Raw genomic sequence first — 25,388 nt, 5'->3', positions numbered from 1 at the left:
TTTGTTCATTTATTGATCAGATTTGCTGATGAGCGGTAGGTCATCCCACGGGGGATCAGAGAGGTGTTGATTGATGCGCGTAAGCCTGCTGGTGATGCTGTTGACGTTGCTGTATGGCTGTGGCGAACGGATCGAGCGCATTTCCGGACCCACCATGGGGAGCACTTATTCGATCCAGTACGTACCCGCCGCGCAGACGCCCGACTCGCAGCGAGTAAAGGCCGAAGTCGAGACGATACTCGCGGCGCTCGACCAGCAGTTTTCCAACTGGCGCGGCGATTCGGTGGTTTCCCGCTTCAACGAACTACCGGCCGGCGCCTGTCAGGCGTTGCCGGAAGATATGCGTCGCTTGCTGGCGTACGGTGAGTATCTGTTCCGCGAGAGTGGCGGGGCTTTCGACCTGACGGTGCAGCCATTGATGAACCTCTGGGGATTCGGTCCGCAGTCACGGGGGGAGCGCATGCCGGATGCTGGCGCGCTGGCACGGGAGCGGGCACGGGTAGGGCATCAGCACTTGCACCTGGAGGGCGAAAAGCTGTGCAAGGATGTGGCGGCGCAACTGGATTTCGACAGCATTGTCGCCGGCTATGCAGTGGATCAGGTCGGCGATAGGCTTTCGGCCCTGGGCGTCCAGGCCTATCTGGTGGAGATCACCGGCGAACTCAAGGCGGTCGGCCGCAAGCCGGATGGCTCGCCCTGGCGCATCGCCCTGGAGGTGCCGAGCGGCGCAAGCGAGCGGCAAGTGGAGCGCACCATTGCACTGGATGGCTACAGCGTTTCCACCTCCGGCGATTATCGCAATTATTTCGAGGAAGGTGGCCAGCGCTATTCGCACACCTTCGATCCACGTGTCGGCACGCCGGTCAAGCACGCGCTGGCGGCAGTGACGGTGGTCGACCCTTTGGCGCTGCATGCCGATGGCTTGTCTACGCTGTTGATGGTGCTCGGCCCGGAGGAAGGCTATGCCTTCGCCGAGCGGCATGACCTCGCTGCCTATTTCATCATGCGCCAGGGGCAGGGTTTCGTTGCCCGGGCGACGCCGCGATTCGAGTCGTTGTTTCCCGAGCAGGGCAAGACGAAACAGTAGTTGAAGGAAGCCTTGCCTGGCGGTCGACCAGGCGCTAATGACAGCTCAATTGTGTTGCACACAAGTCAGCGTCCAATAAATGGAAGATTCTCTTCTCGAATGGCGCGAGCGGCATCGTCGTATAGAAACGGGAGAAACATATAGCGGCGACCGTGGGTTACAGTCGTGGCTTCGTGCAAAAGTGAACATGAAAACACCACGGCCCCTCCTGTTGGAGCGCTGTAAAGCATTTTTCCAAACTCTGGAAACTGCAGAAAACCACCTTCGTACTCTCCCGTATTAAGAAACAGGGAAACTGCAAAACGGCGATGCGCTGTACCCTTGGTGGTGTTGTCCCTATGGGGCCGGAAATGCCCGCCTTCGTCGCTGTTGTAGCAGGCCACCAGATAGCGCTCCATTCGAGTGGCATTGAACTGGAACGCTTTGTGTAGCTCTGGAAGCAAACGGTTGGCTATACGCAACGAGCATGCCTTGGACAGAGCCTTGTCTTCAATAACGCAGTCACGACGTTGCTTGTGGCCATGGTCGGTGACCTGGACGGTTTTGCCCGACTGCTCCGTCATGAATCCGGATTCCTCCCCGCCATGTTCGTCGTAATAACGGATGAGTGCTTTACACAGCCTGGGCTCAAATATACGGGGAAGCACCAGGACGGGGGCGTGAGGAGTGGCGGCATGTGGCGTGGCCAGTGCGGGTAATCTATCCAGAAAACGCATTAACGAGGGTATATGGTTATCGACCGGCTCCTCTATCGGGACGATGGCCAGGACACGCAGCGCGGGATCGAGCACATAGGTCATTTGCCTGATGCTGCCGTCTGGCTGCAATGTACCGTAGAGCTGACTGACTGAGCGATCGAAGTCCCAGATGAAGCGCATGCCGGGTATCGCACTTTCTACCCGTTTGAGCCTTTCGTCCTCGGGATCTACGGAAACGCCAAAGAAGCAGACGTGATCGTCATTGAACCGCTGGCGATGGGCCCGAACACCTTCCAGAACTTTGATTGATGCAGGATCAGCCGCGGAACCAAAAAAACAGAGCACGACATACCGACCGGCGATAGTGTCGAAACAAAAGCGCTCTCTTTGTTGAGTGCGGCAATGGAACCAAGGGGCAGGTCCACCGATTGAAAAGGCTGTGGCGCGCATCACAACTCCTTGCCGGCAGGCAGTGGATCGCTATTGTGGGCCTCTGTAGGAGCAGCCGGTCGACGCTCGATTGCTCGCGATGGTCGTTAACGATAACGCGTATTTACTGGCTATACGCGGCGCTCTTTAGTCCATCGCGAGCAAGCTCGCTCCTACAGTTTCCTCAACTGAACAGCGTTACGCGTACAAATGGGCTTACGCAGCGCTCACTGCGATGCCGATGCAGGAAAAACTTCAGGCACTCGAAGCCTGCAGGTAAAACTAGTTCAGTCTTGTTGAAGCTGCCCGGATTGCGATTGCTCGGCTGCCTGACCAAACGCTGGCAAATTTCATGTAGCAACGCAGACGTTAAAACCGCGCATGTGTTTTCACGCAGCCTGGACCTGAACAGGGAACTGGCCAGACCCTTTAAGCTGATATCATTCAGGCACTTGCAAAAGGAGCAGGAAAATATGAATCGTCGTAAAAAAATAAACCAGTTGTTAAAGGCTAACGCCAAAAAGGCCAGTGCCAAATTGGCACCGAAAAGCAAGTCAAAATACATCAGTAAAGCGGATCGACTGAAACTGGCCGCTGAGTCCAGTCAGGACTCCAGCACCTGCGCTGAGAGCTGATCCCTGTCGTCGTTCGCCACGAGAAGGGCGGGTATGGCGTTTGAGAGAACCCTGCACGGTTACTCAAGGCTATAGAGGCGCGGGGCGGGTGGCGGTCTTTCCGACAGGTTGGCGAAGGCAGTCCGTAAATTGGGGGCAGGTAACAGTGGGTTGGGCAGCGATGACACAAATTGCGCACCAGGTGATAAACGGCTGCACCTGATTGCGCCAATCGGATAATGTCTTGCGCTACACCAAGTGCTGATCGAGTGCTTTTGCAGCTTTGTCAGCCATGCCTTATCCGCTGGGTTGCCGATCACTATCCGTTAAGTGGGCACCGACGATTCATGGCGTGGAAATTGCTCCTTTCCAGACTGGTACGCGCCATCAGAGCGCGCCGAAAATATTGCCTGTGAGTGCACCCTGATGAGCAGCAAAGTCGATCCTCAGTTTCGCGACATTCGTGTCGACAGCGATGATCTGGAGGCCGCCAGAAGCTGGATGTCCGGTATCTGCGGGCCCCATCGACTGGTGAGCGCGACCCCCGAACGGATTCGCTTTCATCACAATGCCAACATGTTCAAATCGATGGCCACCACCCTGGGCACAATCGAATACGGCACCGATGTCACCATCGATATCGAAGACGCCGAGCACTTCAGCAGCTACAGCCTGAGTTTGCCGCTGGTCGGCCAACAGGAGCTGAGCAAGGATGGCAGCGTGGTCAGGTCCGACCGCGATCAAGGGGTCATCGTGTCGCCCAATGAAAACCAGCTGCTGGCGATCTCCGGTGACTGTCGCAAGGTTCAGGTGGTGATCACGCGTATCGCGATGAGCGAAGCGCTGGAGGGGATGTTGCAACGGCCTCTGGACGCGCCGCTGCGTTTCGAGCCGGTGATGGATGCAATCGATGGCGCATCGGCGTCCTGGTGGCGCATGGCGCGTTACTTCATCGACGAGCTTGCGCGCAGCAGCGAACTCTTCGAACAGGTGGCCTTCACCCGGGACATTGAAAGCTCGCTGATCAAAGGCTTGATCCTGGCGCAGCCCAACAACTATTCGCAGGCGCTGCGGGACGTGCTGGGGGTGAAGTTGCCGCACTACCTGATCAGGGCTCGACAGTACATCCACGACAACGCCCGCGAAGCGTTGCATCTGGAGGACATCGAGGCCGCTGCCGGCGTTTCGCGCTTCAAGTTGTTCGATGCGTTCAAGAAGTACTTCGCCATGTCGCCGATGGTCTACCTGAAAAAATACCGCTTGAACGCCGTGCGCCAGGAGATTCTTGAGCACGGTTCGGCACGCAATATCTCCGGGATCGCCATGGGCTGGGGCTTCATGCACCTGGGGCGGTTTTCCACCGAGTACCGCAAGCTGTTCGACGAAACCCCGAGCATGACCTTGCAGCGCAACGAAGCCCGGCGCCTGCACGGGCTTTGACGGTCGGGTCCTTACTTGCGCTGCACCAGATCCAGCAATTGCTCGCGCTCCTTGATTTTTTGCAGGACGATTTCCGAGCGGATATCGGTGACGCCGACGGTGCGGTTGAGGTGGTTGACGATGAAGTCGGAGAAGTGTTTGAGGTTGCGGGTCTGGACCCGCAACACATAGTTGCTCGCCCCGGTAACGACATACGCGGTGACCACCTCCGGCCACTGCTGAACCTTCTTGATAAAGGTTTCGTGCCAGTCCTCGACGTCCTGTCGCAGCGACACATGAACGATGGCTTCCAGCTCGATGCCCAGCCGTTCGGCATTCAAAACCGCGCGATAGCCGGTGATGATTCCTTCGCTTTCCAGCAGGCGCAAACGACGCAGGCAAGCGGAGGGTGACAAGGCGACTTTCTCCGCCAACTCCTGATTGCTGATACGGCCATCCTGTTGCAATTGATGCAGGATTCGCAGGTCTGTCGAGTCAAGATTCATGGTTTGAATAAATCCGCGTTTATTGGGCGTTTAATCGAATTTTCTGCGAAATAACTACTACATGGCTGGTTACTTTGCACGAAAATTCTTCAAATATTCGTTCATTATCTCTCCATCGAAAGGCAAGCGAATCACCTGGTTCCGGTCAGTCAGGTTTCTGAACACTGCAGTCCTTGTGGGAGCGAGCTTGCTCGCGATGGGGGCCGAATGTTCAACATCAATGTTGACTGACCTGTCGCAATCGCGAGCAAGCTCGCTCCCACAGGTTTCGAGTGTTAACTGATCAGTATCAGGTGAATTGCCTTTATTCAGGGCGCCGGAACCGGCTGATGCAAGCTGCCCGAAGGGCGCCGCATAACAAAAAACAGGACACCCAATGACGACAAGAAACGATTGTCTGGCGCTTGATGCCCAGGACGCTCTGGCGCCTCTGCGCCGGCAGTTTGCGCTCCCTGAGGGCGTTATCTATCTCGATGGCAACTCCCTGGGCGCGCGGCCGGTGGCTGCTTTGGCGCGGGCGCAAGCGGTGGTCGCCGAGGAGTGGGGCAATGGTTTGATTCGCAGTTGGAACAGCGCCGGCTGGCGCGAGCTGTCCGAGCGTTTGGGCAACCGTCTGGCGGGCTTGATCGGTGCGGGGGAGGGTGAAGTGGTGGTGACCGATACCACTTCGATCAACCTGTTCAAAGTGCTGAGCGCGGCCCTGCGCGTTCAGGCCACCAGGTCGCCGCAGCGGCGAGTGATCGTCAGCGAATCGAGCAATTTCCCCACCGACCTGTACATCGCCGAAGGCCTCGCGCAGATGCTGCAACAGGGTTACACCCTGCGTCTGGTCGACAGTCCTGAAGCGTTGCCGCAAGCGATTGACCAGGACACGGCGGTGGTCATGCTCACCCACGTCAATTACAAGACCGGCTACATGCACGACATGCAGGCCCTGACCGCGCTGACCCATGAATGTGGCGCGCTGGCCATCTGGGACCTGGCTCATTCCGCGGGCGCGGTACCGGTCGACCTGCATCAGGCGGGTGCCGATTACGCGATTGGCTGCACCTACAAGTACCTCAATGGCGGGCCGGGTTCGCAGGCCTTTGTCTGGGTTTCGCCACAGTTGTGCGATCTGGTGCCGCAGCCGTTGTCCGGCTGGTTCGGCCATTCGCGGCAGTTCGCCATGGAGCCGCATTACCAGCCGAGCAGCGGCATCGCGCGCTACCTGTGCGGTACCCAGCCGATTACCTCTCTGGCGATGGTCGAGTGTGGCCTGGATGTGTTCGCCCAGACCGACATGGCCAGCTTGCGCCGCAAATCCCTGGCCCTGACGGACCTGTTCATCGAACTGGTCGAGCAGCGTTGCGCGGCTCACGATCTGAAGCTGATCACGCCCCGTGAACACGCCAGGCGTGGCAGCCACGTCAGCTTCGAACACCCTGAAGGTTATGCCGTGATCCAGGCCCTGATCGAGCAGGGCGTGATTGGTGACTACCGCGAGCCGCGCATCATGCGTTTCGGCTTCACCCCGCTGTACACGACCTTCACTGAAGTCTGGGATGCGGTGCAGATCCTCGGCGAAATCCTCGACCGGAACACCTGGTCGCAAGCGCAATTCCAGGTTCGCCACAGCGTGACCTGACCCCCCCGATGTCCGTGTCCTGCTGCGGGATATTCCCCCGCGGCAGGGCTTCGGCCGCCGGCAATAACCAGTTCTGCAATCACAATAATAAGGAGCACGCAGAATGAAGCTGTCCCTCTGGCCTGCCTTGCCGCTCGCCATCTCCAGTTGCCTTGGCCAAATGGCCTGCGCCGCCTCTGACAACGGATTTGTCGAAGACGGTAGCCTGATCCTGACCAACCGTAACTTCTATTTCTACCGCAATAACCTCAACAACCCGGGCGGACAGAACTATCGGGACGAGTGGGCCCACGGGATCATGCTCGATTACCGCTCCGGCTACACCCAGGGAACGGTAGGGTTCGGGATCGATGCCTATGCGCAGTTGGGCCTCAAGCTCGACAGCGGCAAAGGTCGCACGGGCACGGGTCTGCTGCCGGTCGATGCCGATGGTCGTCCCGCGGATGAGTATTCCGAAGCGGGCGGTGCGGTGAAGGCGCGGATCTCGCAGACCGAGCTCAAGTACGGCAACCTCACTCCGCTCAACCCCGTGTTTGGCACCGGCAACGCGCGATTGTTCTCCAACAGTGCCACCGGCTTTCAACTGACCAGCAATGAACTCAAGGCATTGCAACTGGACATCGGTCACTTCACCGCCGGTAACGACAGTAATTCGACCAATGCCAATGGCGCGCTCAAAGCGCTGTATGCCGGCGTGGAAACCCGCAGCGTCGATTATCTGGGCGGCAGTTATGCCCTGAGCGATCAACTGAGTGTCAGCCTGTACGGTTCGCAGTTCACCGACATCTGGCGCCAGTACTACGGCAATGCCAACTACACCTATGCCTTTGGTGAAGGCCAGTCGCTGAACCTGGATTTCAATCTCTATCGCACCAACGACAGCGGCCAGAGCCTGGCCGGCAGGATCGACAACACCACCTGGTCGCTGTCCACCGCGTACAGGTTCGGCGCCCATCGGTTGACCCTGGCGTACCAGCGGGTCGATGGCGACGAGCCGTTCGATTACCTGGGCTTCGACCAGCAGCCAGGCACGTCGATCTTCCTCGCCAACTCGATTCAGGTCCTCGACTTCAACGCCCCCAACGAACGCTCCTGGCAACTGCGTTATGACCTGGACATGGCGCCTTTCGGCGTGCCGGGCCTGAGCTTCATGTCGCGTTACGTCAGTGGCGATCACATCGATGACAGCCATTACGACGGCGGACCCAATGGCGCCTATGGACGTTACGGCGATGATGGCAAGCGCTGGGAGCGCGACATCGAGGCACGCTATGTCGTGCAGTCGGGCAAGGCCAGGGATCTTTCAATACGCGTACGTCAGGCCAGTGTGCGCTCCACTGCGCAGGTCGCCCGTGCCGACACCACGGACAACAACGAAGTCCGGGTGATCATCGAGTATCCACTGAGTATTTTCTGATCCGTGTCCTGCTGTGCGTGGCTGATCCCCACCGTTAAATCCACGACGTGCTCTTCAAGAAAGACAAAATTCAGAGGACATAAAAATGACCGATAACTCCGGTTTCGAAACGATATCCAACCGTGAGCATGGCCTGCGGCGTCAGCTGACGTCGGGGCAGATGAGCATGATCGCCATTGGCGGTGCAATCGGCACCGGGCTGTTCATGGGCAGCGCCTATGCCATCGGGTATGCCGGGCCGAGCGTACTGCTCAGCTATGCCATTGGCGCAATCATCACCTTGCTGCTGATGGGTTGCCTGGCGGAAATGACCGTGGCCCATTCGACCTCGGGTTCATTCGGTGCCTACGCCGAATTTTATGTCAGCCCGTTGGCCGGGTTCCTGGTGCGTTATGCCTATTGGGCGGCGATCGTGCTCGCGGTCGGCACGGAAGTGACGGCGGTGGCGATGTACATGAAGTACTGGTTTGCCAACGTGCCGGAGTGGATCTGGATCGTCTCGTTCTCCAGTGTGTTGATCGTGCTCAACGCCATCAGCGTGAAGACCTTCGGCACCTTCGAGTACTGGTTCTCGACCATCAAGATCGGCGCGATTGTCGGCTTCATTATCCTGGCGGTGTATGTGGTGTTCGGGTCCGGCAATCCAGACTACGGCGTGCACAATTACACCGCTCACGGGGGCTTCTTCCCCAATGGTCTGCAAGGGATGTGGATTGCGGTGATCGTGTCGATCTTCAGCTACCTGAGCGTGGAGATGATCGCGGTGGCTGCCGGTGAGGCGAAAGACCCGGAGCAAGCGGTGAAGAAAGCCTTTCGCGGGACTATCGTGCGCCTGGTGGTGTTCTACCTGCTGACCCTGGCGTTGATGCTGGCGATCGTGCCTTGGGTCCAGGCCGGCCATGCCCAGAGTCCGTTCGTCACGGTCATGCAAGCCATCGGCATTCCCGGCGCCACCGGTGTGATGAACTTCGTGATCCTGATTGCGGCGTTGTCGGCGATGAACAGCCAGTTGTACATCACCACGCGCATGATGTTCAGCCTGTCCCGTGCCGGCTATGCGCCAAAATCCATGGGCGTGTTGAGCAAGACCGGGATTCCGTTGAACGCGCTGTTACTCTCAAGTTCGGGGATTGCCCTGGCAACGCTGCTCAACATCCTGTACCCGGAAAGTTCGTTCACCCTGATGATGGCGATCTCGATGTTCGGCGCGATCTTTACCTGGTTCATGATCTTCCTCACGCACTACTGTTTCCGTCGTTTTCACGAACGCAATGGCAACCGCAAACTGTCGTTCCGCATGCGTCTGTTTCCCTACAGCACATTGCTGGGGCTAGTCCTGATGGGGGCGGTGATGATCACCACCTACTTCACTGAGGCCTTCAAGATGACCCTGGTGTTCGGTGTGCCGTTTCTGCTGGTGCTGTCGATTGTCTACGGTATCTTCTTCAGGAAACCCAGGGCGGTCACGCCTCAAGAGCGAAAAATACTGGCCCCATAAAAAAATGCCCGTATCTCACGATACGGGCAGTCTTCAACCACGGCACTTTTGTGTAAGCGGGATTTCGGTTAAACAAGCAAAAGCAGCACCTTGGGTGCTGCTTTTGAGGGGAGGCTGCACATTTCTGCCAGCCCGGGGACGCGCTACACCGATCAGCTGTTGGTGCGATAGGCGGCCTTGGCCTTGCTTTGAGCGACAGCGGCTTCAGCCTTCTGTTTCTGGGCAACCTGGAAGGCTTTCATCGAGACTGTCCGGGCCGACTCCATGCGTGCGACGGTCCGGTCACCGCCACCTGTGGCCATCGCCAGAGAAGAAACGGACAGCGTGGCGACTACGAAGAGAACTTTCATGGATTTCATTTGGGTATCCTCAAGTGAGATTTTTTAACAGTTAAAGCGCAATTCATGGGCTGGCGCTGAACGTCCTTGTTCAACCCGGATTTACCAGCCAGCCAGGGCGGCGTTGCCTGGTGTCCCGGGGCCTTGCTCCAGGCGGGCTTCGGTGTCTTTGTCTTTTGCCCAGGCAGTGAGCAGTACCATCATCCCGAAACCGCCGACAATGAGCACCGGATAGGCTGCCAGCAACTCCAGCAGGGAGTACTTCCAGGCCAGTGGACGACCCACACCCAGCATGGCGGCATAGAACCAGGACACCCCAGAGAACGCCCCCGAGAACAGCGCCAGCATGCGCAGGCTGAAGGAGAGTTTCAGTAACGAGCCGGCTTTTTTCAGCGCCGGCAATACAGCGCGATGCAACACGAAGCCGTTAACGGTCAACAGCACAACGATGCCGATCTTGGCCTGTATTTTTGGATTGAGGAAATACTCCATTCCCTTGCCGGCATAATCGATCCCGACAATGGCAACGCCCGTAATCCAGAGCACGACAAGTGCAAGCGATACGGTTTTTTGAAGACTGTCCATGTGCGCGTCATCATGCTGACTCGACACATCGCCTTTCAGGAGTTGCTTGACCATTGCAATGTCACTGGTCAACACCAGCCCGATTGCCACGCAGCAGGCGATAAGATGGAAATATACAACGCCCAAGCGCAAATATTCCACGGTGGACGAAGAAAACATACTAAGTTCCATGGTTACCTCTTGGATTCAATAGTGAATCGACCTGGCTCTCGGCACGGCATAATTGTCGTTTACCGTTGCTGATTGCAGTTAAGACTCAGCCATGACGATTAGTTAATCTTGCGGCATTACGCTGCCAAGATAAAAGTGACGCTCGCGAATGAACTTTTAATCATTCGAATGTGTTCATTTTCAAGTAACAACAAACATCATCCGCACGGGGTGCCTATGAAGTTTGACTTCCGCTTGTGGGGCGCAGGCGAGGCCCGGAACCCTATCGGCGGGTGGATCAGGCAATGCTGGTGGGGTCGGCAGGGCTTCCACCCCATTCGAGGAAACGAAGCTTGTGAATCTCGCCCTCGCTGTCTTCGTAGACCAGGGTCACCGGCACCATGCCGGTCTTGTCGGATGTATCGGTGCGCTGCAGTACCCGTTTCACATCGATGTCCATCCCGTAGTGGTATTCAACGGCCGAGACATGCGCGCCGGGTTCCTGCAGGCTGTTCTGGTCGAAGACACTGGGTGCGAGACTGGAAATCACGGCACTGACAATTGTGGCGATGCTCATAAGGCTGTACCTCTTCTGTTGTAGTTGGCTTGACAAGGACCTGTTGTAGTTCGCTTGACAGGGACCTAATGTGACACATGGTGAGAGTGAAGTTCACCGCACCGCGACGAACGTGCCCGCCTGAAAAGCCTGTAGTGGCTGTAAACTCCCGGCAATTCCCCACGCTTGACGCCTCTCGACCGTTCGTCCTTTAACCCCCGTATTTGCTGGGCAAAGTCCGATTTTTAAGGAGGTCATGACATGTCATGACGGATTTTTCGCGCGGTGGTTGTGACAGTATCTGGACCGAAAATGCCAGCTGTCGAGCCAGGGGGAAAGGTCGGGCATTGGCCGTTTTCAGCCGGTCACGACCGGCTGAAAACGACCCGATATAGGTAGTCGACCCAGGGACATAATTTGGATGGTGTGTACCAGTGGACTGCGGAGTCGACATGAACGTGTTTTTGCTTTTGAGGCATGAAGGGCGTGTCGAGCGTGCCCAGTGCTATCGAAACCCAGTCGGCAAATTCGCCTTGAGCTCGTGACCAAAACAGCGTCGAGCCACAGTGCGCGCAGAACTCGCGTAACACCGTCCCTGAGGACGCATAGGTTTTGATGCTGGTGGCTCCGCCAAGTATCCGTAGCGCGTTGCGGGGAACGCTGCCGTACGAAGCGAATGCTGCCCCGTGACCTTTGCGACATCATCGATTTTTTGAAATCACACCACTCATGTATTGATTCAAATCGCGCAGATCTTGAATGCTCCATGAGTGCGGCGATAGCTTTACACCATTCTCTCGCAAAGTTTTTGGAATCAAGTCTCCATTTGGACGAAGTATTATCGATGAGACAATCACGCCCGGATAATCATTCAAGCGTTTTTTGAAATCGGATGTTGTTAGATCAGGTGCAGGAGGATTGCTTTTATTAGCCAATGGTCCCGTTGCTTTGAGATCTGTTCCGTGGCACATGGTGCATCGCTGTAAATAGAGATTTTTTCCATTAATATTATCCGCGAAGGATAGTGATGTTTGAGCTAGCGATAAAATTCCTAGCGAAGCGATGAATAATATATTCATTGTTTTTTATCTTCCTTGATGGATCGGCGTCGATTGGACGCTGATTGGTGCGCGGGAAAGATATCAGCCATCGTATCGGCACACACAGTCATTTCTGATGCCCATTGAAGCAACCCGTTTTCCAGGCGCATCCCGGTGACTGCTTCTGGCCACTCGATAACGGTCCCATCATGTTGTGTGATCCGCCGTCGGCCAATGCTGAGATTTTGCCGAAGGCCACACCGGGGGCGCCACTTTTTCAATAGAGTCGGCCAGAAGCAGCCAGTCGGAAATGTCCACGAAACCATGGGCGATTCACTCTGAGGCACACAGGCATTCAGCTTCCCTGCGCCCTCGGTTTCCGACTGGGGGCGCGGCGCCTACAAAGTTGCCATTATCATTTGTCGTCCATCTTTGTTGACGATTGTGGCCGGCGCTCAGTGCTCTCTTCGGCGTTGGGCGCTTCTGGAAAACTCCCTGGCGTGAACACATGGGTCTGCAAGTCGCTGGCATCGACGTCGGCGACACCATGAACCGAACGGGCCAGATCAATGGCCTGTTCACGCTGTCTGTGAGTGTTGACGCGGCCGCTTAACCCCACTATGCCCGCATGGGTTTTGACATTGATATGCAGGCTAAGGGTCGGATCGGAAAATGCCAGGGCCGACTTCACCTTGGTGGTAATCCATGCATCGTGAACGGCCATTTCCATTCCATGAGAGTAATGCCGGAAGGAGTGAATTTTCATGGCTGAACCCTCTCTCGCGTAATCAGACGTACTGTCCATCCCATTTGCTGCGCCGCCCTTTGTCTGTCAGGTGAACGCTATGGATACCTGATTCGTTTTGGAGCGCTCGTCACGCAAACATTGACAGATATTAATTATAGTACGGCCGTTGCCTGCGGTCAGCGCGCTGTCCCCGTGAACGTCCGCCCTGATCAACCCATGGATGCCGATCTCGACCGACAGAAAACGGCCGATTCTGTCTTCCACGACCGACTGAAATCGACCAGTAGCAGGCTTTTGGATTAAAAAATAAATCCATCCCAAAAGCTTGTTGCAAAGCTAGACTCAAAGTCCTGTCTTTGCTTCTGCGGAGAAGAACGATGCTGGCACTCCATCAACATGTCCGATTGCTCTCGTTTGGCCTGTTGATCGGCCTGTGTGCAGCGCCAATGCAGGCGGCAGAAAAACCCACCACTGCTCCTGCGCTTGCGGTTCAACTGGAACCCAAGGCACTGGCAGTTCTGCAGGCGATGAGCGCGAAGTTGGCTGGCGCACAGGGTATGAGCTTCACCGCCATCACGACCTACGAGAAGCCTAGTCGGCTTGGGCCGCCCTTGGCCTATAGCACGGTGGCGCAAGTCGACGTGCAACGGCCTGATCACCTGCGCGTAATGACTTCGGGTGATGGCCCGGCGACCGAGTTTTACTATGACGGCAAGCGTGCCTATGCCTTTGCTCCGACGGAAAACCTGCTGGCGCAAGCGGATGCGCCACCCACCATTGATGCGACCCTTGAGGCTGCGTACCAGCGTGCCGCAATCTACTTTCCTTTTACCGATGTGATCGTCGCCAATCCTTATCAGGATTTGACCAGGGATATGCGTTTGGCGTTTTTCATCGGACAGTCCACTGTGATCGGGGATACCACGACTGATGTAATCGCTTACGCTAATGACATCGTATTCGTCCAAGCCTGGATCGGCGCGCAAGACAAGCTTCCTCGCATGCTGCGCGCAGTGTTTCGCGATGATCCCACCCAATCCCGGCATCAGGTCGCGTTCAGCGATTGGAAGCTTGCCTCGGCGTTGTCAGCGGACAACTTCAAACCAGAACACATCGACAAGGCTCGGCAGATCGAGTTTGCCCCGCCACCAGACATGCGCGCCCCGGTTGGGGCTAAACCGCCGCAAGCAAAACCCTGAGTGAGGAGGATGAACCATGACCCGATCAACCTTGAGGCTTGCCGGTCTGTTGGTTGTGGCATTCACCTGTGATCAGGCTGCGGCCTGGTCGCACGCTTCCAGTTTTGGGCGTACATGGGGAGGCGGTGGCTCGTGGAGCCACTCCGGTGAATTCGGCTCGGCTTCAGGAGGGGGGGGCAGTTGGAGTGGCTCGGGCTATCGCGGCGGCTCGGCTTCCGGGGGGGATGGCAGTTGGAGCGCCAGAGACGAGAATGGCGGGACCGCATCCGGGGGCGAGGGCTCCTGGCATGGCACTGGGGCCGAAGGCGGAACGGCCTATGGCGGCGAAGGCTCATGGCACGCCCAAGGTGAAAGTGGGGGCAGTGCCAGTGGCTATCATGCGGACGGTTATGGCACGACGGTCTACCATCCATCGACCTACGGAACCACCTACTACCACCCGCCAACTGCTGTCTATGCCAGCAGTGGTTGTTATAACTGTGGCTACAACGACAGCGTAAGTCCTGCCGCCGCAGCAACTGCTGGCGTGGTTACCGGTGCCGCCATCGCTGATGCTGCCAATACGAATGCCAGCAACAATGCCTATGGTGCAGGCTACAACGCCGCAATGATGGCCGCGGCACCGCCTGCCATGCCCATGGGGTCGACATTTGTCAGCTTGCCAACGGGATGCGGGCTGAGGACTGTCTCCAGTCGCACGTACTATCAGTGCGGGAACTCCTGGGTGCAACCGGCCTACGGGGCCAATGGAGTTTATTACACGGTTGTACCAATGCCGGAATAAAACCTCGACGCGTCAATCTGCCGATATCGAGAAAGGCAGCTTTTGGCCGATTCTGTCTTTCACCATCTGTTGAATCCCCAGGCGAAAGCAGCCTGCCATTCAGGCAATAGTTGAAGGGTATTCGGGGTGATGGTGGTCGGTGGCTACGCCATTTTCGATAGCAGCGTTTGCAGGCATTTGGCGGTGATGCCAGATGTGGCACGGGTGATCCGGTTAATGCGTGTGAGGGCGTTCATAGGGGCGCTTTCAAAAAGCGCTGTTCATGATCAGGCTCCGGCAACAGGCACGTGTCGTATTTCCCGAAGAGTCGATAACGATTGAGCGCAATGCGGTCGTATGCCCAGTTTCGAAGTGTGCGAGGGATGATGCGCAACAGGTTCACGGGGCGCCAGAGTGCGGAAAACTGCGCGATGACTTCGAAAAATGCATCCGAACGGTCCCAGTAGTGTCGGTCGCGGATCACCGCCATGGTGTCGAATTGATCCATGGGCAAACCTGCCCACGCGAGCAGAGCCTGCCCCTCGGGTGACTGAACCGCCGCCAAGCGCACTCGCCGCTGGCGGTCATGGCGAATCAAGAACCTCACCCAGCCATTGCACAGCTTGCAGACGCCGTCGAACAGGACCACCGTCTCTCCTGGCTTGAGCAGTGGCGCGGCTGAGGGGCGGATTTTCGAGGCTGGCATGAGCGTGGGTCCAAGGGCGCCTGGTTATTCCGGATCATAACCGCGTGCCCGCGTTAAAGTCTGCATTTGGCTGTGGATCCAACCGGTCGATGCAACACAGCTGGACTCTGTGTCAGCAGAAGGCGTATTGCCGCAGTCCTTATTCGCCTGCGAAAAGCCCATGCTTGTGTGCGTAGGCGTACAGATCCACGCGGTTCGTAAGGCCCAGCTTACTGTAGATCGATGTCAAATGGTTGCGCAGCGTGTGCTCGCTGATGTGCAGTTTCTCGGCCACCAACTTGCCAGGGGCTGAAGGGTCGCTGGCCAGTGATGCAATGGTTTGCTGCTCGCGGCGCGTCAGCTTGGCGATTTTGTGGTGCTCCGGGTCTATATCGCGCTCGGCTTTCTTGCGCGCCAGTTCAAGGAAGATACGGCTGGTCGCATTGCGGTCAATCCAGAGTTCGCCGTCATGCACTTTTTCTATGGCTTTGAGCAATGTCGATGCAGAAGCCGACTCCCGCTTATCCACCACGCCACGTGCGCCCGCCAGCACCGCACTGTCATGCAGCGCCACGTCGCTCGACCCTGTCACTACCAGAATCCTGGCTTTGGTCTGGCTGTGCAAGTCGGCCAGTGACTCGATACAGTCCTCGCTGTCCAGGTCCAGTACCACCACATCAGGCGCGTATAGGTGCAGTGAAAGCAGGTACTCCGCCACCGACGACACCGAACCCACCAGCATCAATCTCGGTTGAGCGCTTTCCACCAGACGCTCAAGACCCCAGGCCACGAGCGGTAGTGCTACTAACAGGACTTGAATTGGCATGCAGGTCGCTGCCCCTTTAGACGGGTTGTGTTAGCTGATCATGATAGCAATCGTTGCAGCTTGTAGCTTTTTTCTATGGCGCTTCAGGCACCGCCTCCCATGACATTTGTCCTGTAAAGCCCTGTTTTCATGGCTGATTGACTCCCAGAAAAAAAGGGATAGCGCGCTCATGCAGGAAACAGCGGCCGTTTTTAGACTGCAGCCATGAAAGGCACATACCGAGTTGAGCCCCGTGAACAAGTCACCCTGTCGCTGAAACTGACCGGCGGGAGCCACGGTGTCACCCGTGACATCAGCGCCTCCGGTTTGTATTTCGAAACCGATAGCGAGCAGCAGGTGGGTAGTTTTATTGAATTCGAGATCGAACTCGACACTCCCGGCGGCCCCATGCAGTTCAAGGCGCAAGGACAAATCGTGCGCATTGAACCGCTGGGCGGCAGGACCGGGGCGGGCGTGAAGCTGCTGGCCAGCCGGCTGGTACCGGTGGAATGAGGTTTTCGTGGGTTGAGGAAGAAGCGGCTTGTGGCTGTTGGCGGCCCACGGCGGTTTTTTGCTCAGGGTGACATTCTTGGGAGAAAGACATGGCTAGCACTACAACTACAAGCGGCGGAACCATTACCTCGTTTTCCAACACGCCGCAGGGGAAGGATGACCTCTTCACCACCACTGAAAATCTGTTGGGGGTCGTGTATTGGGACGTCATGTCCAATGACCTCGGCGGCAACGCGAAGACACTCTGGTCACTGGACAACGCGGACAGTCTTTCTACTGTCACCAAGGTTTATGCTCCGGCCGACCTCCTGACCCAGGATACGGCGAGGGCCGAGGCGACGAGTGCCGACACCAGCGAGAATGGTGCAAAAATCTGGATCACCTCGGACGGCAAGGTCGGCTACGACGCCGCTACTTTTTCAGATGCTTTCAAGGCACAACTCCAGGCGCTGGCTACTGGCGAGCTCCTGACGGACAGCTTTACCTATGCGATTCGTCTCGGTAACGGAACGCTCAGTTGGGCCACTGCGACGGTGCAGTTTTCCGGCGTGAATGATGGTATGACGATCAGCATGGCCGCGCAGGCCGGCACGGTGACCGAAGACGCCGACACCACGGCGAGCATGACCGATTCGCTGACGGCCAGCGGCACGATTGTCTTTAACGACGTCGACCTGAGTGACACGCACATGGCGACGTTCGCGCCGGCGGCGGGCAACGCTACTCATCTTGGTACGTTCGTGCTCTCGCCGGTAAGCGAAGCTGCGAACGCGGCCAACGGTTCGGTGCAATGGACGTACAACCTGAGCAATGTGGCGGCGCAGTACCTGGCCCAGGGACAGACAGTCACCGAAACTTACCTGGTTACCGTCAGCGATGGTCATGGTTCGTCGGTAACGCAGAATGTGACTATCACCATTACCGGCACCAATGACGCGCCGACAGTGACGGCGGCCGAAATCGAAAGCGGAGCGCTGACCGAAGACGGTACTACGGTGGCCAGCGGCAGCTTCGCCTTCGGCGACGTGGACCTGGCCGATCACGCCCATGTGGCCAGCGTCAGCGCGCCGGCTGGTGCGCTGGGGACGCTGGTGGCCAGTGTCAGCGACGAGAGCACGGGCGACGCGGCGGGCAGCGTGGACTGGACCTATACGCTGAACAACAGCGCGACGCAGTACCTGGCTGAAGGTCAGACCAAGACCGAAGTGTTCACGGTGACGCTGACCGACGACTTCGGGGCGGCGGTGACCAAGAGTGTGACCATCACCCTGACCGGCAGCAACGACGCGCCAACGGTGACGGCGGCCGAGGTCGAAAGCGGGGCGCTGACCGAAGACGGCACTACGGTGGCCAGCGGCAGCTTCGCCTTTGGCGACGTGGACCTGGCCGATCACGCCCATGTGGCCAGCGTGAGCGCGCCGGCCGGTGCGCTGGGGACGCTGGTGGCCAGTGTCAGCGACGAGAGTGCCGGTGACGCGGCGGGCAGTGTGGGCTGGAGCTATACGCTGAACAACAGCGCGGCGCAGTACCTGGCCGAAGGTCAGACCAAGACCGAAGTGTTCACGGTGACGCTGACCGACGACTTCGGGGCGGCGGTGAGCAAGAGTGTGACCATCACCCTGACCGGCAGCAATGATGCGCCGACAGTGACGGTGGCCGAGGTCGAAAGCGGGGCGGTGAGCGAAGACGGCACTACGGTGGCCAGCGGCAGCTTCGCCTTCGGCGACGTGGACCTGGCCGATCACGCCCATGTGGCCAGCGTCAGTGCGCCGGCCGGTGCGCTGGGGACGCTGGTGGCCAGTGTCAGCGACGAGAGTGCCGGTGACGCGGCGGGCAGTGTGGGCTGGAGCTATACGCTGAACAACAGCGCGGCGCAGTACCTCGCCGCGGGCCAGACCAAGACTGAAGTGTTCACGGTGACGCTGACTGACGACGTCGGGGCGGCGGTGAGCAAGGACGTGACGATCACCCTGACCGGCAGCAACGACCGGCCAACACTGACCATCACCGACCCGACCGGGGCGATGAACGAAGGCAATGGTGCCGCCCCCCTGAGCGACAGCGGGGCGCTGAGCTTCGCCGACCTGGACGTCAACGACGTCGTGACGGTCAGCCAGACCGCCAACCACGACCTCGTCTGGAGCGGCGGCACCCTCGGGGCGGCGCAGGCCGCCGCGCTGGTGGCCGGTTTCGCGGTCGATCAGGCCGGCTGGACCTACAGCAGCAGCGAGAACCTCGACTTCCTGAGTGCCGGTGAAACCATCAGCTTCTCCTACACAGTGGTGGCCACCGACAACAGCGGCGCGGGCAACGCGGTCTCGGCGCCGCAGACGGTGGCGATCACCCTCACCGGCAGCAACGACGCGCCGGTGCTCAGTTTCGCGACGGGCAATGCGGCCGGCGCGGTGCAGGAAGACATCAAACTCAGCGTGAACGGTCAGTTCGGTTCGGCCGACATCGATCACGACGCCACGGCGACCTGGAGCATTGCGGGTACGAATACGGGCACCTACGGTTCGATCGCCGTCGACACCACCGGCCAATGGACCTACACCCTGGCCAACGGCAGCGACGGGGTTGCCAGTGCGGTGCAATCACTGAAGGCGGGCGAGAGTCACGATGACGTGTTTACGGTGCAGGTCAGCGACGGCCTGGGCGGCGTCGCCACCCAGCTGGTGACCGTCACCGTCACCGGCAGCAACGACGCGCCGGTGCTCAGCTTCGCGACGGGCAATGCGGCCGGCGCGGTGCAGGAAGACATCAAACTCAGCGTCAATGGCCAGTTCAGTTCGACCGACATCGATCACGACGCCACGGCGACCTGGAGCATTGCGGGTACGAATACGGGCACCTACGGTTCGATCGCCGTCGACACCACCGGCCAATGGACCTACACCCTGGCCAATGGCACCGACGGGGTTGCCAGTGCCGTGCAGGCGCTGAAGGCGGGCGAGAGCCACAATGACGTGTTCAGCGTGCAGGTCAGCGACGGCCTGGGTGGCGTCGCCACCCAGCTGGTGACGATCACCGTCACCGGCAGCAACGACGCACCGGTGCTCAGCTTCGCGACCGGCAACGCGGCGGGCGCGGTGCAGGAAGACACCACGCTCAGCGTCAGCGGCCAGTTCAGTTCGGCCGACATCGATCATGATGCCACCGCCAGTTGGACCATCAATGGTTCGCCAACTGGAACCTATGGCTCGATCGCCGTGGACAGTAGCGGCCAATGGACCTACACGCTGGCCAATGGCACCGACGGGGTCGCCAGTGCGGTGCAGTCTCTGCAGGCAGGCGAGAGTCACAACGACGTGTTCAGCGTGCAGGTCAGCGACGGTCTGGGCGGCGTCGCCACCCAGCTGGTGACCGTCACCGTCACCGGCAGCAACGACGCCGCCGTGCTGTCCTCGGCCAGCGTTACGCTGAGCGAAACCAATGCTCCGCTGACCACCGGCGGCACTCTCACCGTCAGCGACGTCGACAGCGCCGCAACCTTCGTCGCGCAAACCAACGCCGCCGGCAGCTACGGCCAGTTCTCCATCGGCACCGGCGGTGCCTGGACCTACGTCGCCGACTCCGCCCACAACGAGTTCGCTGCCGGTACCACCTACACCGACACCTTCGCGGTGAGCAGCGCCGACGGCACCCTCACTTCGGTCACCGTGCATATCCTCGGTAGCAACGATGCGGCCGTGCTGTCCGCCGACATCGCCAACCTCACCGAGACCAATGCCGCTACCGACATCTCCACCAGCGGCACCCTGAGCATCAGCGACGTCGACAGCGCGGCAACCTTCGTCGCGCAAACCAACGCCGCCGGCAGCTATGGCCAGTTCTCCATCGGCACCGACGGTGCCTGGACCTACGTCGCCAACTCCGCCCACAACGAGTTCGCCGCCGGCACCACCTACACCGACACCTTCGCGGTGAGCAGCGCCGACGGCACCCTCACTTCGGTCGCCGTGCATATCCTCGGCACCAACGATGCCGCGGTGCTGTCCGCCGACATCGCCAACCTCACCGAGACCAATGCCGCTACCGACATCTCCACCAGCGGCACCCTGAGCATCAGCGACGTCGACAGCGCCGCAACCTTCGTCGCGCAAACCAACGCCGCCGGCAGCTACGGCCAGTTCTCCATCGGCAACGACGGTGCCTGGACCTACGTCGCCGACTCCGCCCACAACGAGTTCGCCGCCGGCACCACCTACACCGACACCTTCGCGGTCAGCAGTGCCGATGGCACCCTCACTTCGGTCACCGTGCATATCGCCGGCAGCAACGACTCACCGACGATCACTTCCAACGGTGGCGGTGCGACGGCTTCGATCAATGTGGCGGAGAACACCACGGCGGTCACGACGGTGGCGGCGACCGATGTTGATCTGCCGGCACAAACGCTGAGCTACAACATCGTCGGCGGAGCGGATGCCGCGAAGTTCTCGATCGTTTCAGGCACCGGCGTGCTGAGCTTTATCTCTGCACCCAACTTTGAAGCACCGACTGATTCGGGAACGAACAACGTTTATGACGTGATTGTGCGGGCGTCGGACGGCACGCTGTTTGACGACCAGGCGATCGCGGTAACCGTGACGGGCGTCAACGACAACTCCCCGGTGATCACCTCCAACGGTGGCGGTGCGACGGCTTCGATCAATGTGGCGGAGAACACCACGGCGGTCACGACGGTGGCGGCGACCGATGCTGATCTGCCGGTGCAAACGCTGGGCTACAGCATCGTCGGCGGAGCGGATGCCGCGAAGTTCTCGATCGTTTCAGGCACCGGCGTGCTGAGCTTTATCTCTGCACCCAACTTTGAAGCACCGACTGATTCGGGAACGAACAACGTTTATGACGTGATTGTGCGGGCGTCGGACGGCACGCTGTTTGACGACCAGGCAATCGCGGTAACCGTGACGGGCGTCAACGACAACTCCCCGGTGATCACCTCCAACGGTGGCGGTGCAACGGCTTCGGTCAACATGGCGGAGAACACCACGGCGGTCACGACAGTGCTGGCGACCGATGCAGATCTACCAGCGCAGACGCTGAGCTACACGATCCTGAATACGGCCGGGACGGACTTCAGCAAGTTCTCGATCAGTTCGAGTGGGGTGCTGACGTTCAATTCGGCGCCCGATTACGAGAATCCCCAGGATGTCGGTGGTACCGACGGCGACAACGCCTATGTTGTGGACGTTCAGGTGGCCGACGGCAATGGCGGAACCGACACGCAGACCATTACGGTAAACGTGCAGAACGTCGTTGAGACGCCAGTTGATACCGTAGCGCCAACGGTGACTTCCATTACTGCGTCCCCAATGTTAGGGAACAATGGCAGCGGCAAAATAACCATCACGTTCAGTGAAGCTGTGATTAACTTCGATATCAGTGATTTCAGTGTCACCACAGGCCGCGGAACCCTCAGCAACTTCTCCGGTAGCGGCACTACTTATACAGTGGACTTCACCAGATTCGACAATAACAGTGGCAATGGATCTGTAAAAGCCATCGTTACAAACACCTACACGGACTTGGCTGGTAATACGGGTGTTGCGTTCACCTCTAGCGCAAATCTCCCGGCAGGTGTGGCTGGCGACCCCATCAATCTAGCCCTCAACATCCCGTCAGCCGATATCAGCGGCCCAATAACGGTGGCCATCAGCGGTGTTCCCTCGGGATGGACGTTCAATGCAGGTACCGACAACGGCGACGGCACATGGACCGTGCAAACCAGCGATCCCGCCGCATTGACTGTGACAACTCCAAGCGACTTCGCCGGTGCGTTGGTGCTCGGCGTCAGCATGACCTGGACCAACGCCGACGGCAGCATTGGCAATGCCTTTGTGTCCGACAACGTCGAAGCCTACGCCCCCGGCTCGCCGATCTTCGCCTTGTCGGCGGACGACAACCTGACCGGCTCCAGCGGCGCCGACCTGTTCGTGTTCGCCCAGCCAATCGGCAACAACGTCATTTACAGCTTCGACGCGGCGGCGGACAAAATCGACTTGATCGGCTTCACGGGCGTCAACGATTTTGCCGATGTGAGTATCGCCAACGACGCGAACGGCAATGCCGTGCTCAGCATCAGCGCCGACCAGACGATAACTGTCGACGGCGTGGATGCAGCGGCGTTGAGCGGGGCCAATCTGCTGTTCGATGTGGACCCGGTCACGACTAATAAGGGCACCATCACCATTGCCGACGGTGCGATCATGCCGTTCGGTGGCAGCATCGACAACAGCGGCACCATAGCGCTCGGCTCCACCGGCAGCGGGACCGATCTCGAGATTCTGTTCCGTGGCGCGACGTTGAGCGGTGGCGGGCAAGTGGTTCTGTCCGACAGCGCGCAGAACGTGATCTTTGGTGGCAGCGCGGACACGCTGCTCACCAATGCCGACAACACCATCTCGGGTGCCGGCCAGTTGGGAGCAGGGCAGATGATGCTGGTCAACTCGGGCCTGATCCTTGCCAGTGGCGTCAATGCGCTCGTGATCGATACCGGTAGCAGCGCCGTCACCAACACTGGCGTGCTGCAAGCCACCGGCAGCGGCGGATTGGTGATTGAAAGTGGGCTCGTCAACAGCGGTAGCCTGTGGGCGAACGATGGCAACATCACCGTCCACGCAGATGCCAGTGGCGCGGGAAGCGCGACTATCAGCGGTTCGGCGATCCTGCAATTCGCTGCTGCCTCCGATCAGCATGTGACGTTCGACAGCGGTGCGGCAGGCACGCTCAAGCTCGATGTGTCGGCGGCGTTCAGCGGCAGCGTCAGCGGTTTTGCCGCGGGTGACACGCTGGACTTTGGCGATGTTGCATTCGGCACCAATACACAGATCACCTATGCCGCGAATGACACAGGCACCGGCGGGATGCTGAGCGTGAACGACGGCACACATGTGGCGCAGGTCGCGCTGAATGGCCAATACGCGGCGGCGGGTTTGCAGGCGAACGCCGAGGGCAGCGGCAGTGAGCTGGCCTACGATGCCGCGGCGGCAAACCACAGGATGCTGGGCGGCCTGGCCAACGACATTCTGGTCGGCGGTGCGGGTGACGATCTGTTCTTCGGCGGGCTGGGCGACGACACGCTCAACGGCGGCCTCGGCAACGATACTTTCGCGTTTGCTGCCGCAGGCTTCGGCAACGACTCGATCCAGGGCTTCGACGTCAACCCGGCCGGAGGGCAGGACTTGCTCAATATCGCGGGGCTGGGGATCAGCAGCGAGACGTTCGCTGCCAGCGTGAGCATTGCGGCTGACGGGGCGGACACGGTGATCGGGATCGGAGTGGACTCTATTCGCCTTGTCGGTGTTAACAGTGCAGGCATCGACCAGACGGACTTTATCCTGACGACGTGATGCTTTTGCTGCTGGCCGTAGGTTGCTACGCGGTTGCAGTCCCCGTCGCGGGTAAATCCGCGGTGGGGACTGTGCGGGGTGTTTTCTCCTCACTCCACCCGGAGCGAGGGGGCACCCCCCCAGGAATCAACAAGAAACGGGTGGTGGACTTTATTACCACCTGACTGAATTTTCCTCCCGGGTATCTACGAAACATAAGCGCCCCGTTCATGGCTTGAAGGTCGCCTGTTGCTCATTCCCCCAGGGTCTGATCCGCGCTTTTTCGCCCCACCTGCCACTTTCGCCACAATCGGTGTGGATCTAAAGTCAGGGGCGCACCTTCAGGGGACTTCCAGTCATGTACAGCTCGCTTGCCATACCGAGCACCGCTCGCCAATTGCATGACCGGATCTATGCTGGCGAGATCATTCGCTTCACTGACCTGCAACCCATGACGGCGCTGGTGGAATATGCGCGTGCGTTCCTCGAAGACGCGCTGCATCCCTGGTCGCCGCAACAGATCCATCGCCATTTGAGCCACCCTGAGCAGATTGAGCGCTTTGCGAAAATCCAGAACGACTTCGCAGGCTCGGCTGAGGTCCGGCAACGCTGGCAGGACGTCGTGCAAAGCCTTGGCATCGCCCCCGATACCCTGGCGTGCGATCGCCTGCATTTGCGTTTTCAGCCGCATTGCGAGCCAGGGCAGTCGACGCCGCGTGCCCGCACGACGGCCACCATCGCGTTTCACCGCGATACCTGGGGGTCGAATATCTATGCACAAACCAATTGGTGGGCGCCCATCTATCCCATCGCGGCAGGGCGTACCGTCGCCTTGTATCCAGGCCTCTGGCAGCGACCGCTAGGTAATTCGAGCGCAGATTTCGATATGCGCGCCATTTTGCAGCGATCCCATCGAGAAGGCCGCAATGCCGTGGATGCCGACGAAGCCATTCCGCATCTGCTGGAAGCGATCGGCCCGCAGGACGGGATTGCCGTCGATATCGCTCCGGGGAGCCTGATCGCCTTTTCCGGGGCTCATGCCCATGCCGGCGTCGGCAATAGCACCGGGCTGACACGCATCTCTTTCGAGACCCGATCAATACTGATCGCCGACCTGTTGGCCGGATTGGGAGCGCCCAATGTCGATGGTCACGCGCCGTGGAAGACGATTGGACTGTTTCGCCGAATGAACGATGCGCAACGCCTGAACGAGATCCTTGGCTGCGGCTTTATCGAGCCCTATCTGCGGCCAGCAGAGCCCTGACGCTGGCATTGGTAGTCGCTTGGGGAAAGACCGGTGTGCTTGCGAAATACATGGGCGAAGTGACTGGGGTTGGAGTAGCCCCATGGCCCCCCGTTAATTATGTGGGGCGCACA

General features: G+C 59.0%; 21 protein-coding genes and 1 pseudogene. 11 read left to right on the top strand and 11 right to left on the bottom strand.

Annotated elements, in window-relative coordinates; translation table 11 throughout:
• The first annotated feature begins 73 nt into the window (after window positions 1-73).
• On the top strand, window positions 74-1,087 hold the full coding sequence (locus KGA81_RS15790; protein ID WP_223547118.1) for an FAD:protein FMN transferase: 1,014 nt from the start codon (window positions 74-76) through the stop codon (window positions 1,085-1,087).
• Between the two features lie 65 nt (window positions 1,088-1,152).
• Here the strand turns inward: KGA81_RS15790 and KGA81_RS15785 are convergent, their stop codons facing one another.
• On the bottom strand, window positions 1,153-2,235 hold the full coding sequence (locus tag KGA81_RS15785; RefSeq protein ID WP_223547117.1) for a 2OG-Fe(II) oxygenase: 1,083 nt from the start codon (window positions 2,233-2,235) through the stop codon (window positions 1,153-1,155).
• A 452-nt stretch (window positions 2,236-2,687) separates the two neighbouring features.
• On the opposite strand from KGA81_RS15785, the gene KGA81_RS15780 reads away from it, so the two are divergent.
• Both KGA81_RS15780 and KGA81_RS15775 read left to right on the top strand, forming a co-directional pair.
• Window positions 2,688-2,849 carry a DUF2986 domain-containing protein gene (locus KGA81_RS15780; protein WP_223547116.1) on the top strand — a complete coding sequence of 54 codons (162 nt, stop codon included), beginning with the start codon at window positions 2,688-2,690 and terminating at the stop codon, window positions 2,847-2,849.
• A 405-nt stretch (window positions 2,850-3,254) separates the two neighbouring features.
• Window positions 3,255-4,268 carry an AraC family transcriptional regulator gene (locus KGA81_RS15775; RefSeq protein ID WP_223547115.1) on the top strand — a complete coding sequence of 338 codons (1,014 nt, stop codon included), beginning with the start codon at window positions 3,255-3,257 and terminating at the stop codon, window positions 4,266-4,268.
• Between the two features lie 11 nt (window positions 4,269-4,279).
• Here KGA81_RS15775 and KGA81_RS15770 read toward each other — a convergent pair whose 3' ends face one another.
• Window positions 4,280-4,753 (bottom strand): Lrp/AsnC family transcriptional regulator, encoded by a 474-nt coding sequence (locus tag KGA81_RS15770; protein ID WP_223547114.1) that lies wholly within the window; start codon window positions 4,751-4,753, stop codon window positions 4,280-4,282.
• A 376-nt stretch (window positions 4,754-5,129) separates the two neighbouring features.
• On the opposite strand from KGA81_RS15770, the gene kynU reads away from it, so the two are divergent.
• The 3 genes from kynU to KGA81_RS15755 all read left to right on the top strand — a co-directional run bounded on the left by kynU (window position 5,130) and on the right by KGA81_RS15755 (window position 9,295).
• Window positions 5,130-6,380, top strand: a complete 1,251-nt coding sequence (gene kynU / locus KGA81_RS15765) for a kynureninase (protein ID WP_223547113.1) — start codon at window positions 5,130-5,132, stop codon at window positions 6,378-6,380.
• 103 nt (window positions 6,381-6,483) lie between these two features.
• Window positions 6,484-7,797, top strand: coding sequence for an OprD family porin (locus KGA81_RS15760; protein WP_223547112.1), 1,314 nt, complete (start codon window positions 6,484-6,486; stop codon window positions 7,795-7,797).
• A gap of 85 nt (window positions 7,798-7,882) precedes the next feature.
• Window positions 7,883-9,295 carry an amino acid permease gene (locus KGA81_RS15755; RefSeq protein WP_223547111.1) on the top strand — a complete coding sequence of 471 codons (1,413 nt, stop codon included), beginning with the start codon at window positions 7,883-7,885 and terminating at the stop codon, window positions 9,293-9,295.
• Window positions 9,296-9,447: 152 nt separating this feature from the next.
• Here the strand turns inward: KGA81_RS15755 and KGA81_RS15750 are convergent, their stop codons facing one another.
• From KGA81_RS15750 to KGA81_RS15725, 6 genes and pseudogenes are all read right to left on the bottom strand, one after another.
• A complete protein-coding gene (locus KGA81_RS15750) occupies window positions 9,448-9,654 on the bottom strand; it encodes a co-regulatory protein PtrA N-terminal domain-containing protein (RefSeq protein WP_223547009.1) in 207 nt (68 codons plus the stop codon).
• A gap of 81 nt (window positions 9,655-9,735) precedes the next feature.
• Entirely contained in the window at window positions 9,736-10,389 is a 654-nt protein-coding gene (locus tag KGA81_RS15745; protein WP_223547110.1) for a hypothetical protein, read from the bottom strand.
• 277 nt (window positions 10,390-10,666) lie between these two features.
• A complete protein-coding gene (locus KGA81_RS15740) occupies window positions 10,667-10,945 on the bottom strand; it encodes a DUF2790 domain-containing protein (RefSeq protein WP_223547109.1) in 279 nt (92 codons plus the stop codon).
• 344 nt (window positions 10,946-11,289) lie between these two features.
• A pseudogene (locus KGA81_RS15735) lies at window positions 11,290-11,625 on the bottom strand (GFA family protein); the annotation flags it as partial.
• Window positions 11,626-12,003, bottom strand: a complete 378-nt coding sequence (locus tag KGA81_RS15730) for a cytochrome c (protein WP_223547108.1) — start codon at window positions 12,001-12,003, stop codon at window positions 11,626-11,628.
• Between the two features lie 376 nt (window positions 12,004-12,379).
• Window positions 12,380-12,730, bottom strand: a complete 351-nt coding sequence (locus KGA81_RS15725; RefSeq protein WP_223547107.1) for a BON domain-containing protein — start codon at window positions 12,728-12,730, stop codon at window positions 12,380-12,382.
• A gap of 359 nt (window positions 12,731-13,089) precedes the next feature.
• On the opposite strand from KGA81_RS15725, the gene KGA81_RS15720 reads away from it, so the two are divergent.
• A complete protein-coding gene (locus tag KGA81_RS15720; protein WP_223547106.1) occupies window positions 13,090-13,911 on the top strand; it encodes a DUF2092 domain-containing protein in 822 nt (273 codons plus the stop codon).
• Window positions 13,912-13,927: 16 nt separating this feature from the next.
• Window positions 13,928-14,695, top strand: coding sequence for a hypothetical protein (locus KGA81_RS15715; RefSeq protein ID WP_223547105.1), 768 nt, complete (start codon window positions 13,928-13,930; stop codon window positions 14,693-14,695).
• Window positions 14,696-14,927: 232 nt separating this feature from the next.
• On the opposite strand, the gene KGA81_RS15710 is transcribed toward KGA81_RS15715, so the two are convergent.
• Together KGA81_RS15710 and KGA81_RS15705 are read right to left on the bottom strand one after the other, a co-directional pair.
• Complete coding sequence (locus KGA81_RS15710) at window positions 14,928-15,380, bottom strand: thiol-disulfide oxidoreductase DCC family protein (RefSeq protein ID WP_223547104.1); 453 nt, start codon at window positions 15,378-15,380, stop codon at window positions 14,928-14,930.
• 139 nt (window positions 15,381-15,519) lie between these two features.
• The gene (locus KGA81_RS15705; RefSeq protein ID WP_223547103.1) at window positions 15,520-16,185 is read right to left on the bottom strand and encodes a LuxR C-terminal-related transcriptional regulator; all 666 of its coding nucleotides are present in this window, start codon (window positions 16,183-16,185) and stop codon (window positions 15,520-15,522) included.
• Between the two features lie 204 nt (window positions 16,186-16,389).
• On the opposite strand from KGA81_RS15705, the gene KGA81_RS15700 reads away from it, so the two are divergent.
• The 3 genes from KGA81_RS15700 to KGA81_RS15690 all read left to right on the top strand — a co-directional run bounded on the left by KGA81_RS15700 (window position 16,390) and on the right by KGA81_RS15690 (window position 25,275).
• Window positions 16,390-16,677: a PilZ domain-containing protein gene (locus KGA81_RS15700; protein ID WP_223547102.1), complete on the top strand. Its 288-nt coding sequence runs from the start codon at window positions 16,390-16,392 to the stop codon at window positions 16,675-16,677.
• 89 nt (window positions 16,678-16,766) lie between these two features.
• On the top strand, window positions 16,767-24,032 hold the full coding sequence (locus KGA81_RS15695; RefSeq protein WP_223547101.1) for a VCBS domain-containing protein: 7,266 nt from the start codon (window positions 16,767-16,769) through the stop codon (window positions 24,030-24,032).
• A gap of 337 nt (window positions 24,033-24,369) precedes the next feature.
• Window positions 24,370-25,275 (top strand): hypothetical protein, encoded by a 906-nt coding sequence (locus KGA81_RS15690; protein WP_223547100.1) that lies wholly within the window; start codon window positions 24,370-24,372, stop codon window positions 25,273-25,275.
• Here the strand turns inward: KGA81_RS15690 and KGA81_RS15685 are convergent.
• Window positions 25,251-25,373 (bottom strand): helix-turn-helix domain-containing protein, encoded by a 123-nt coding sequence (locus KGA81_RS15685; RefSeq protein ID WP_223547145.1) that lies wholly within the window; start codon window positions 25,371-25,373, stop codon window positions 25,251-25,253. The two genes, KGA81_RS15690 and KGA81_RS15685, sit on opposite strands and share 25 nt — an antisense overlap.
• Between the last annotated feature and the right edge of the window lie 15 nt (window positions 25,374-25,388).

Source organism: Pseudomonas sp. A-B-19, from assembly GCF_019947515.1.
Classification (GTDB): Bacteria; Pseudomonadota; Gammaproteobacteria; order Pseudomonadales; family Pseudomonadaceae; genus Aquipseudomonas.
Note: the sequence above shows the minus strand (reverse complement) of the source record. Positions and strands in the feature narration are given on the sequence as shown.

What these genes read in the sequence shown, in the direction of transcription:
- KGA81_RS15770 (WP_223547114.1), bottom strand. Translation starts at nt 4,753, where the DNA reads ATGAATCTTGACTCGACAGACCTGCGAATCCTGCATCAATTGCAACAG.
- kynU (WP_223547113.1), top strand. Translation starts at nt 5,130, where the DNA reads ATGACGACAAGAAACGATTGTCTGGCGCTTGATGCCCAGGACGCTCTG.
- KGA81_RS15760 (WP_223547112.1), top strand. Translation starts at nt 6,484, where the DNA reads ATGAAGCTGTCCCTCTGGCCTGCCTTGCCGCTCGCCATCTCCAGTTGC.
- KGA81_RS15755 (WP_223547111.1), top strand. Translation starts at nt 7,883, where the DNA reads ATGACCGATAACTCCGGTTTCGAAACGATATCCAACCGTGAGCATGGC.
- KGA81_RS15745 (WP_223547110.1), bottom strand. Translation starts at nt 10,389, where the DNA reads ATGGAACTTAGTATGTTTTCTTCGTCCACCGTGGAATATTTGCGCTTG.
- KGA81_RS15690 (WP_223547100.1), top strand. Translation starts at nt 24,370, where the DNA reads ATGTACAGCTCGCTTGCCATACCGAGCACCGCTCGCCAATTGCATGAC.
- KGA81_RS15790 (WP_223547118.1), top strand. Translation starts at nt 74, where the DNA reads ATGCGCGTAAGCCTGCTGGTGATGCTGTTGACGTTGCTGTATGGCTGT.
- KGA81_RS15785 (WP_223547117.1), bottom strand. Translation starts at nt 2,235, where the DNA reads ATGCGCGCCACAGCCTTTTCAATCGGTGGACCTGCCCCTTGGTTCCAT.
- KGA81_RS15780 (WP_223547116.1), top strand. Translation starts at nt 2,688, where the DNA reads ATGAATCGTCGTAAAAAAATAAACCAGTTGTTAAAGGCTAACGCCAAA.
- KGA81_RS15705 (WP_223547103.1), bottom strand. Translation starts at nt 16,185, where the DNA reads ATGCCAATTCAAGTCCTGTTAGTAGCACTACCGCTCGTGGCCTGGGGT.
- KGA81_RS15720 (WP_223547106.1), top strand. Translation starts at nt 13,090, where the DNA reads ATGCTGGCACTCCATCAACATGTCCGATTGCTCTCGTTTGGCCTGTTG.
- KGA81_RS15725 (WP_223547107.1), bottom strand. Translation starts at nt 12,730, where the DNA reads ATGAAAATTCACTCCTTCCGGCATTACTCTCATGGAATGGAAATGGCC.
- KGA81_RS15740 (WP_223547109.1), bottom strand. Translation starts at nt 10,945, where the DNA reads ATGAGCATCGCCACAATTGTCAGTGCCGTGATTTCCAGTCTCGCACCC.
- KGA81_RS15700 (WP_223547102.1), top strand. Translation starts at nt 16,390, where the DNA reads ATGAAAGGCACATACCGAGTTGAGCCCCGTGAACAAGTCACCCTGTCG.
- KGA81_RS15695 (WP_223547101.1), top strand. Translation starts at nt 16,767, where the DNA reads ATGGCTAGCACTACAACTACAAGCGGCGGAACCATTACCTCGTTTTCC.
- KGA81_RS15775 (WP_223547115.1), top strand. Translation starts at nt 3,255, where the DNA reads ATGAGCAGCAAAGTCGATCCTCAGTTTCGCGACATTCGTGTCGACAGC.
- KGA81_RS15710 (WP_223547104.1), bottom strand. Translation starts at nt 15,380, where the DNA reads ATGCCAGCCTCGAAAATCCGCCCCTCAGCCGCGCCACTGCTCAAGCCA.
- KGA81_RS15750 (WP_223547009.1), bottom strand. Translation starts at nt 9,654, where the DNA reads ATGAAATCCATGAAAGTTCTCTTCGTAGTCGCCACGCTGTCCGTTTCT.
- KGA81_RS15730 (WP_223547108.1), bottom strand. Translation starts at nt 12,003, where the DNA reads ATGAATATATTATTCATCGCTTCGCTAGGAATTTTATCGCTAGCTCAA.
- KGA81_RS15715 (WP_223547105.1), top strand. Translation starts at nt 13,928, where the DNA reads ATGACCCGATCAACCTTGAGGCTTGCCGGTCTGTTGGTTGTGGCATTC.